Raw genomic sequence first — 8,429 nt, forward strand, 5'->3', positions numbered from 1 at the left:
GGGTCTTTTTTCGGGTTCTGGTGTTTTTGGGGTGGGGTGCGAGGGGGGGCCTCCCCTGCGGGGGGGGGGGGGGGGTCCCCTCCCCCCCCCCCCCCCCCCCCCCCCACCCCCCCCCCCCCCCCCCCCCCCCCCCCGGGGCCGGTCCGTCCGCGCACGGGGCCCCCGTCAGGGGCTCGGGACACCGGTGCGCCGGGGCTGGGCCGCGCGGACGGCGACCCCGTGCTCCTCGTAGCCGTCGTTGTAGACGAACGACGAGGGCATCCGGTCGTGGAACTGGTAGTCGGCTTGAATTCGCCCGTCCTCGGCGAGCACGACGATGTCCTGGCCGGACATCTCCATCTCGCCCGTGGCCGCCGAGACCATCACCCAGTTGAACCGGACGACGTCGTGGTGGCCGGTCGCGTTGTTCGAGGACCGGAACTCGTACCCCATCGGGCCGTACACCTCGTGCGTGTAGGCCAGTTGCTCCAGGAGCGCCGCGTGCCCCCGGATCGGGTCCTTGCGGTAGAAGACGTAGGTGCAGTCGGGCGCGTACAGGGCGTGCACCATGTCGCGCCGGCGCTGCGCGTCGGTCTCGTTCCACAACGCGACGTAGCGCGCGAGGAGTTCGTTGGGTCGGGGCAGCATGACGATGTACCTCCGGTTCTGCGGGGACGCCGCCCGGTCAGGGCCCCGCGGCGTACCGCGGCAGCAGCTGGGCCAGGTCGGCCGTGATGGCGCGGGCGTGGGTCCGCAGGTAGAAGTGGTCCCCGGGGAAGGTCCGGCACCCCAGGAAGTCACGGGTCCGACCGGCCCACGACCGCATGGCCCCGGGCGCGAGGAGCGGATCCCCGCGCCCGGAGTACGCGACGACGGGACAGCCCACGGCCGCCCCGTCGTCCGGGAAGTCCGCGCACACCGCGCCGTCGGCACCCATGGCCCGGACCGCCGCCGCCAGCAGCTCCGCGTCGGCCTCGACCGCAGCCGGCAGCCCGCCCAGCAGGCGCAGCGCTTCGAGGGGGTCCCGGGACAGCGCCGCCGGCGCCGAGAACCCCTCGGGAGCCCACCCCGACACGGCGAGCAGCGCCGGGGCCGGAAGGCCCCGCCGCTCCATCTCCACCGTCAGCCGGTAGCCCAGCAGTGCCCCCATCGAGTGCCCGAACACCGCGTACGCGCGCCCGTCCAGCTCGTCCGAGACCACCCGAGCGAGGGCCTCCACCAGCGGACCGAGCCGCGTGTACGGGGCCTCGCGCCGCCGCTCCTGACGGCCGGGCAGCTGCACGGCCTGGCAGGACACCGACCCGGGGAGCCGCGCGGGCCACTCCCGGTACATGGAGGCGCCGCCCCCGCTGTGGTGCAGCAGGAACAACCGCAGCTCCGCGTCCGGTTCCGCGTCGGCCGGATGCAGCCACCGCGACGCGCCCTGCACCTCGGGCAGCGGGCCCAGGGTCTCCATCGCGCTCTACGCCGCCGTGGCCGGGGCGGGCGAGGCGGCGGCGGCCGTGTGCCGTTGGCGCAGCACCCGCCGCAGCACCTTCCCGGTGGGGTTGCGCGGCAGCGCGGCCACGATGTCGTACCCCGTCGGGATCTTGAACCCGGCGATCCGCCCGTTCATGAACCGCAGGAACTCGCGCGGGGTGGCCTCGGCTCCCGGGCGCAGCACCACCGCGGCCCGTACGGCCTCGCCCCAGTCGGGGTGCGGGACTCCGTACACGGAGACCTCGGCGACCGCCGGGTGGGCCCGCAGGGCATTCTCGACCTCCGTCGGATAGATGTTCTGACCTGCGACGATGATGGTGTCGTTGACCCGGTCGACGAGGAACAGGTAGCCGTCGGCGTCGAGGTGCCCCATGTCGCCCATGGACAGCCACTCGCCCGACGCGCCCGAAAGGGCCTGCGCCGTCACCTCCGGCAGCCGCCAGTACCCGAGGAAGCGCGCCGGGCTCTTGATGACCACCCGGCCCACCTCGCCCGCCGGCAGCTCCCGGCCCTCCCCGTCCAGGATCCGCACCTCGTTGCCGGGGCAGACCCGGCCCGCCGAGCCGAGGACCCGGCTGTCCGGGGTGTGGTCCTCCGGCGCAAGGCAGGTCACGAAACTGCCCGCCTCCGCCGAGGAGTAGCCCTGCGCCAGCTCGCAGCCCAGCACGTCGATGCAGGTCAGCAGGAGTTCGCGGTCGATGGGGGAGCCGCTGTAGACCACCTTGCGCAGCGAACGGAAGGTGTCACGGGTCGTGCCCCGCTCGGTCAGCATCATCCGCAGCATCGCGGGCGCCGCCCACAGCGTCGTGATCCCGTGGTGCTCGATCAGCCGGGTGGCCTCGTCGGCGATGAACTGACGCATGATCACCGTGGTCGCGCCGGCGTTGAACGAGTGCATGAACCAGCCGAAGCCCGAGGTGTGCAGACCGGGGAAGCAGCTCAGCCCCCGGTCCTCGGGCCGCCAGTCGATCCAGTCGACCCCCGCCGCCCGGGTGTCGGCGATGAAGGTGAAGAAGGTCCGCTGCGCCAGCACCACCCCCTTGGGCAGCCCGGTCGTCCCGCTCGTGTACAGCTGCGCGACCGGGTCGTCGAAACCGGCCGCGGCGGCCGGGTCCGGCTCCGTGTCCGGCCGCCCCCGCTTCCAGTCGAGGAACCCGCCCGCCACATGGCCGTCGGAGTCCATCTCCACGATGCGGACCAGCCGGGGCAGCACCGGCCGCAGCCGGTCCACGACCGGCCTGAACTGTCTTTCCACGAAGAGGAGTTCGGCCTGCGAGTCTTTCAGGACGTGCTCGACCTCGCCGGCCGTGAGCCGCGAGTTCACCGGCACCAGCACCGCCCCGCTCTTCGCGCAGCCCAGCGCCAGGTCGTAGTAGTGCTCCGATTCCCGGCCCAGGTAGCCGACCCGCGCGCCCGCCGCCAGACCCGAGTCCAGCAGCGCGTGCGCCGTGCGGTTGCTCTCCCGGTGCAGCTGCCCGTAGGTCAGCGTGCGGTCCTCGCAGATCACCGCCGGCCGGTCGGGCCGGGTCCGGGCGTGCAGCGCGGCGCGGGCGGCGAGGGTCCGGTCCTCCGTACGGTTGTCCATGGGGTTCCCTTGTGTCGTTGGCTGTTGCTCAGGGGGCCGACGCCGCCACCACGGGCGCGGGTGCGAGCCGGTGGGACAGGACCTCGGCGAGCTCCTCCACCGAGGGGTGGTCGAAGACCGCCGACGAGACCAGGGGGACGCGCAGCCGCGTCTGGAGCCGGGTCCTGAGCACGATCGCGGTCAGCGAGTCCACGCCGAGTTCCAGGAAGCTCGCCCGGGTGTCGACGTACTCCGGGTCGTCGACCGCGAGGAGCGCGGCGACGGTGGCCCGCACCAGCGTGACCAGCGCGGCCCGCCGCTCCTCGGGCGGCGCGGCCGTCAGCGCCTCCACGTCGACCGGCGCGGACGCGGCCGGTTCCGCGGCCCCGGCGGCCACCTCCACCGGCCGGTCCGGCAGCCGGGTGAAGCCCATCCCGGACAGTTCCGCCACCGGCCGGCCGGCGCCCTCGGGGCCGTCCTCCAGCAGCAGCAGGTCCAGCGTGAAGGCCGGGCCGTCGCCCGCCGCGGTGTCCGGACGGTCGGCCCACGTGACCCGCACGGCGGAGCGCAACGCCTCCCCGCGCGGCTTCTTGAAGGTCCGCAGCCGGCCCACGCTCGTGGCCACGTAGTGGCGGCCGTCGTCGGCGAGGGCGGCCAGGGCGTGCGTCGCCCCGTCCAGCAACGGCGGCGGGAGGTGCTCGGCACGGGAGACGTCCGCGCCGGACAGCTCCGTCACCGCGAAGTTCGGCCCGTACGCCGTCACCGAGCGGGCCCGCCGGAACTGCGGCCCGTACTCCAGCCCGGCCTCGGCGTAGGCGGCCCGCACGTCCTCGGCGTCCAGTGCCTTCGAGGAACGCACCCCCCGCACCGCGCCCAGCAGGCCCACCAGGGCCCGGCCCTGATCGGACAGCGAGCCCGCGCCGGCGGCCTCCGAAGCGATCGCGGCCGTCGCGTGCAGCCGTTCCACGCCCCCGGGCTCGTCCCCGGACCGGCTGGAGACCTCGACGGACAGCCGCCCGCCCGGCTCGGTGCGCACCCGGGTCAGCAGCAGCGTCGGCCGGTCCGAGAGGAACAGCGCCTCGTGGAAGCGGACGTCCTCCACCGCCCGGCCGGCGTCCCCGTGGACCTCGTCCTGGACCGCCAGCAGCAGTTCCAGGTACGCGGCCGCGGGCAGGAAGGCCTGGCCGCCGATGGTGTGGTCCGCCAGGTACGCGGGGGCCGCCGCACTGATCCGGGCCGTGAACTCCCGCCGGTCGCCGGCCGGCGCGCCCTCGCGGCCCAGCAGGGGGTGGCCGGCGCCGACGGCCCCGGCGCGCGCCGCGGGGCGGGCCGGGAGCCGGTAGGCGCGCCGGTCGAAGGCGTAGCCGGGCAGCGGGATCCGCCGCCCCGGACCGTCCGCGTGGACCTCGTTCCAGGCGATGGTCAGCCCCGCCGTGTACGCGCCGGCCAGCGCGGCGTCCAGGGTGGCACCCGTGGTGTCCTTGCGGCGCAGGCAGCTCAGCCACCGGTGCTGCTCCTGCGGCACGGCCTGCCGGGCCAGCGAGGTCAGGGCCGTGGACGGACCCAGCTCCAGGAACACGTGCCGGCCGCGCTCGGCGATGGTCCGCACCCCGGCCGCGAACTCCACCGACCGCGTCATGTGCCGCACCCAGTACTCCGGCGTCGCCAGTTCCCGCGGCGCCGCGACCCGGCCGGTCAGGTTGGACACGATCGGCAGCCGCGGCTCCTGGAAGGCGATCCCCCGCAGCACCTCGGCCAGCGGCTCGGCGACCTCCTCCATCAGCGGCGAGTGGAACGCCGCCGTCACGTGCAGCGGGGTCACCGTCCAGTCCCGCGCGCGCAGCGCCTCCACCGCCTCCGCCAGCGCCCCGGCGCCGCCCGATACCACGCACTGCTCCGGCGCGTTGACGGCGGCGACGGCCAGCTCGGGCCACCGCAGGAGCAGCGGGCGCACCTCCTCTGCGGGCGCGGCCACGGCGGCCATCCCGCCCGGCGCCGACACCGACTCGATCAGCCGGGAACGCGCGGCGAGGAAGGTCACCCCGTCGGCGAGCGTGAACAGACCGGCGACCGTGGCCGCGACGATCTCGCCCACGCTGTGCCCGATCAGGACGCTGGGCCGCACCCCCCACGACAGCCACAGCCGGGCGAGTGCGTACTCCAGGGTGAACAGCGCCGCGTGCGTGAAGGACGTACGGGCCAGGGTCTCCTCGGCGTCCCCGGCGTCGCCGAACATCACGGCGGCCACCGAGCGCCCGAGCAGCGGGGCGAAGAGCGCGTCGCACTCGTCGACGCAGCGCGTGAACACGGCGTGGCGCCCGTACAGGGCCCGGCCCATGCCCACGTACTGCGAACCGGAACCGGTGAACAGGAAGGCCACCTTGCGGAACGCGTCGGGCTTCTCCTCGTCCCTGGGCGGCGCGCTCCACCGCTCCAGCCGCGAGCCGAGCTCCGCGAGGGAGGAGACGGCCGCCGCCGCCCGGAAGCGGAAGTGCGAGCGGGCGGTGGCCCGGGTGCGGCACAGGTCGGCGAGGGAGGTGCCGGGGTGCTCCGCGAGGAACCGCGCGTACCGTTCGGCCTGGAGCCGCAGCGCGGGCCGGGACTTGGCGGACAGCGTGAAGACCTGCCCGTACGCCTCCTCGCGCGCGGCCGGCGGCGCGGTGCCGGCCGGCGGAGCGGTGTCCGGGGCGGGCGCCTCCTCCAGTACCGCGACCGCGATGGCACCGGCGACGCCGAAGCCGTTGACGGTGGCCCGGCGCACCGGGGCCTTCCAGGGCCGCTCCTTCGTCGCCACCTCGATGGGGTACGTGTCCCACGGGATCCGCCCGGATAGGTTCCGCCACACGTGCGGGAAGAAGGTGCCGGCCCGCATCTGCGTGATCACCTTGATCAGTCCGCCCAGCCCGGCCGCGGGCTCCATGTGTCCCAGGTTGGCCTTCAGCGAGCCGATGACCAGCGGGTCGTCCTTGTCGTGGGAGGCGCCGAACACCCCGTTCACCGACCCCAGCTCGATCGGATCGCCGAGCGGGGTCCCCGTCCCGTGCGCCTCCACGTACTGGATGTCACCCGGCTCCAGCCGCGCGTTGGCCAGCGCCGCCCGCATCACGGCCTCCTGCGCCGTGCCGTTGGGCGCGCTCAGGCCCGCGCTCTCGCCGTCCTGTCCGATCGCGGTGCCCCGTACGAGGGCCAGCACCCGGTCGCCCGCGGCCACCGCGTCCGACAGCCGCTTCAGGACCAGCACCCCGCAGCCCTCGGCGCGCGCGTAACCGTCCGCGCTCTCGTCGAAGGTCTTGCAGTGCCCGTCCGGGGCCAGCATCTGGGCGTGCGAGAGGATCACGTACGAACGCGGGTTGTGCAGGGTGTTCACCCCGGCGCACAGCGCGATCCCGCACTCGCGCCGCCGCAGCCCCTCCACCGCCAGGTGCAGGGCGGTCAGCGAGGCCGCGCACGCGGTGTCGGTCGTCAGGCTCGGGCCGCGCCAGCCCAGGAAGTACGAGAGCCGCCCCGACAGGGAGTACGCCCCGAGCCCGGTCGCCAGGTTCCCGTCGAGCTGCTCGTCCGTGAGCCCCTCCAGCTCCAGGGGGAAGTCCAGGGGGGAGGCGCCCACGTAGACACCGCCGTCGCCGTGCCGCAGCACGGCCGGATCGATGCCGGAGTCCTCCAGGGCCTCCCACACCGTCTCCAGCAGCAGCCGCTGCCCCGGATCGATGAAGGGGGCCTGCTTCGGGGGAATGTTGAAGAACTGTGCGTCGAATTCGTCTATGTGGTCGAGGAAACCGCCCGCGCGAGCGGTGATGTCGCCGTCGGCCACCTCCGGCACCCAGCGGTCGCGCGGCAGTGGACCGATACCGGAACGCCCGTCCCGCAGAAAGGAATCGAGATCAGAAAGGGAATTGTTCCGACCGGGCAGGCGCATTCCCACGCCGACCACGGCGATCGGCTCGTGCTTTTCGAGAAGGAATTCTCCGAGGGTCCTCTTCTGTCGCCGGACCGTTTCCTCCGCGACGTCGAGCCTTTCCTTTATCTCCTTGATCCCCTGCATGATGTACGGATCCCGCGGGTCCGGCGTTCCCGGCATGGCGGCGGCCTCCCTCTCAATTCGCGTCGAAGATGTCGGCCAGCACGTCCGAGGCCAGATGGTCGGTCAGCCGCTCGACGGTGGGCTGGTTGAACAGGGCCGTGCTGCTGATGCCCCGCCCCAGCCGGTCTTCGAGCCGCTGCTTGACCTGGGTCAGCAGCAGGGACGTCATACCGAGCTCGAAGAAGCTGTCCTCCAGCGGCAGCTCTTCGTCGTCGGGCATGAGCAGTGCCGTCTTGAATTCCGCCACGACGATTTCTTCCAGAACCGTCCGGCGTTCCGATCGGGGCGAGGACACTAATTGTTCTGTCATACCGGTCGAGTGAAGCACAGGTGCCGTGACGACCGGCTGACGTCCTCCTGACCTGTCGGCCCTGTCAGTTCAGCGTCAGTACGGCTGTGGGAACCTCTGGATGCACGAGTGCGTGAGATCCGGCGTGGAGGAGCGAATCATGCAGACCGAAGCACGAGAAGAACTGCGGGCCAATGGATATTCGTTGCTGCCGGCCGACCGGCTCGTCATCGATGCCGAATTGAGGCAGCACGTCAAGGAATTGGCCGCCGAGTGGGAACACCTGGAGACGGACCGGTACCTGAAGGGCGGGTCCCGCTTCCGCGAGCGCCGCTACGACCGGTTCTACTTCGTGCCCCGCACCGGAGAGGTCCGGCTGCGCCCGCACCGTCCCTACTTCCAGTCGATGAACGCCAACGACTACGCCGGCGGCATCGACCGCGACGTGGCCCCCCTCAGCCGGGCCACCCTGGACAACCCGCTCCTGACGCGGCTCCTGCGCGCCGACTTCGAGAAGTTCCCGGTCCCCGCGGACTCCTGGCTCGACGACCCCTGGGACGTCCAGTGCCACCAGTTCCGGATCATCAGCACCCCGGACGAGACGGGGGAGCCTACCCCCGAGGGCCCGCACCGCGACGAGGTCGACTTCGGAGCCATCCACCTGATGGGCCGCTTCAACGCCCGGGGCGGGGAATCCCAGGTCTACAGCCTGGAGAGGGAGCTCGTGGCCGAGTTCACCCTGACCGAGCAGATGGACACCATGTTCTGGGCCGACGCCCGGATCCTCCACGCGGTGCGCCCGATCATCGCGCAGGACCCGGCGAAGCCGGCCGTCCGCGACGTCCTGATCCTGGGCTACCGGCACGCGCCGGAGCTGCGCCGCGACGAGCAGAGCGGCTGACATGGCGACCGGAGCCGAGATCCGCCGCGTGGACCGTGTGGTCATCCGTTTCGCGGGTGATTCGGGTGACGGTATGCAGCTGACGGGTGACCGTTTCACGTCGGAGACGGCGTCGTTCGGGAACGATCTTTCGACG

At 73.0% G+C, this 8,429-nt stretch carries 6 protein-coding genes; 1 reads left to right on the plus strand and 5 read right to left on the minus strand.

Annotated elements, in window-relative coordinates:
- Window positions 1-165 precede the first annotated feature (165 nt).
- The 5 genes from ACZ5D2_RS40635 to ACZ5D2_RS40655 are packed head-to-tail and all read right to left on the minus strand — an operon-like array spanning window position 166 to window position 7,350.
- Window positions 166-627 carry a nuclear transport factor 2 family protein gene (locus tag ACZ5D2_RS40635; RefSeq protein WP_266845093.1) on the minus strand — a complete coding sequence of 154 codons (462 nt, stop codon included), beginning with the start codon at window positions 625-627 and terminating at the stop codon, window positions 166-168.
- A 37-nt stretch (window positions 628-664) separates the two neighbouring features.
- Window positions 665-1,435, minus strand: a complete 771-nt coding sequence (locus ACZ5D2_RS40640) for a thioesterase II family protein (protein WP_331733270.1) — start codon at window positions 1,433-1,435, stop codon at window positions 665-667.
- Window positions 1,436-1,441: 6 nt separating this feature from the next.
- A complete protein-coding gene (locus tag ACZ5D2_RS40645) occupies window positions 1,442-3,043 on the minus strand; it encodes a long-chain-fatty-acid--CoA ligase (protein ID WP_468936745.1) in 1,602 nt (533 codons plus the stop codon).
- Window positions 3,044-3,071: 28 nt separating this feature from the next.
- Window positions 3,072-7,100, minus strand: a complete 4,029-nt coding sequence (locus ACZ5D2_RS40650; protein ID WP_331733264.1) for a beta-ketoacyl synthase N-terminal-like domain-containing protein — start codon at window positions 7,098-7,100, stop codon at window positions 3,072-3,074.
- A 16-nt stretch (window positions 7,101-7,116) separates the two neighbouring features.
- A complete protein-coding gene (locus ACZ5D2_RS40655) occupies window positions 7,117-7,350 on the minus strand; it encodes an acyl carrier protein (protein WP_280917659.1) in 234 nt (77 codons plus the stop codon).
- Between the two features lie 202 nt (window positions 7,351-7,552).
- Here ACZ5D2_RS40655 and ACZ5D2_RS40660 point away from each other — a divergent pair, with 202 nt between their 5' ends.
- Window positions 7,553-8,293, plus strand: coding sequence for a 2OG-Fe dioxygenase family protein (locus tag ACZ5D2_RS40660; protein ID WP_331733255.1), 741 nt, complete (start codon window positions 7,553-7,555; stop codon window positions 8,291-8,293).
- The last annotated feature ends 136 nt before the right edge of the window (window positions 8,294-8,429 follow it).

It is taken from the genome of Streptomyces sp. NPDC031479 (assembly GCF_055581065.1).

What these genes read in the sequence shown, in the direction of transcription:
- ACZ5D2_RS40635 (WP_266845093.1), bottom strand. Translation starts at nt 627, where the DNA reads ATGCTGCCCCGACCCAACGAACTCCTCGCGCGCTACGTCGCGTTGTGG.
- ACZ5D2_RS40640 (WP_331733270.1), bottom strand. Translation starts at nt 1,435, where the DNA reads ATGGAGACCCTGGGCCCGCTGCCCGAGGTGCAGGGCGCGTCGCGGTGG.
- ACZ5D2_RS40645 (WP_468936745.1), bottom strand. Translation starts at nt 3,043, where the DNA reads ATGGACAACCGTACGGAGGACCGGACCCTCGCCGCCCGCGCCGCGCTG.
- ACZ5D2_RS40650 (WP_331733264.1), bottom strand. Translation starts at nt 7,100, where the DNA reads ATGCCGGGAACGCCGGACCCGCGGGATCCGTACATCATGCAGGGGATC.
- ACZ5D2_RS40660 (WP_331733255.1), top strand. Translation starts at nt 7,553, where the DNA reads ATGCAGACCGAAGCACGAGAAGAACTGCGGGCCAATGGATATTCGTTG.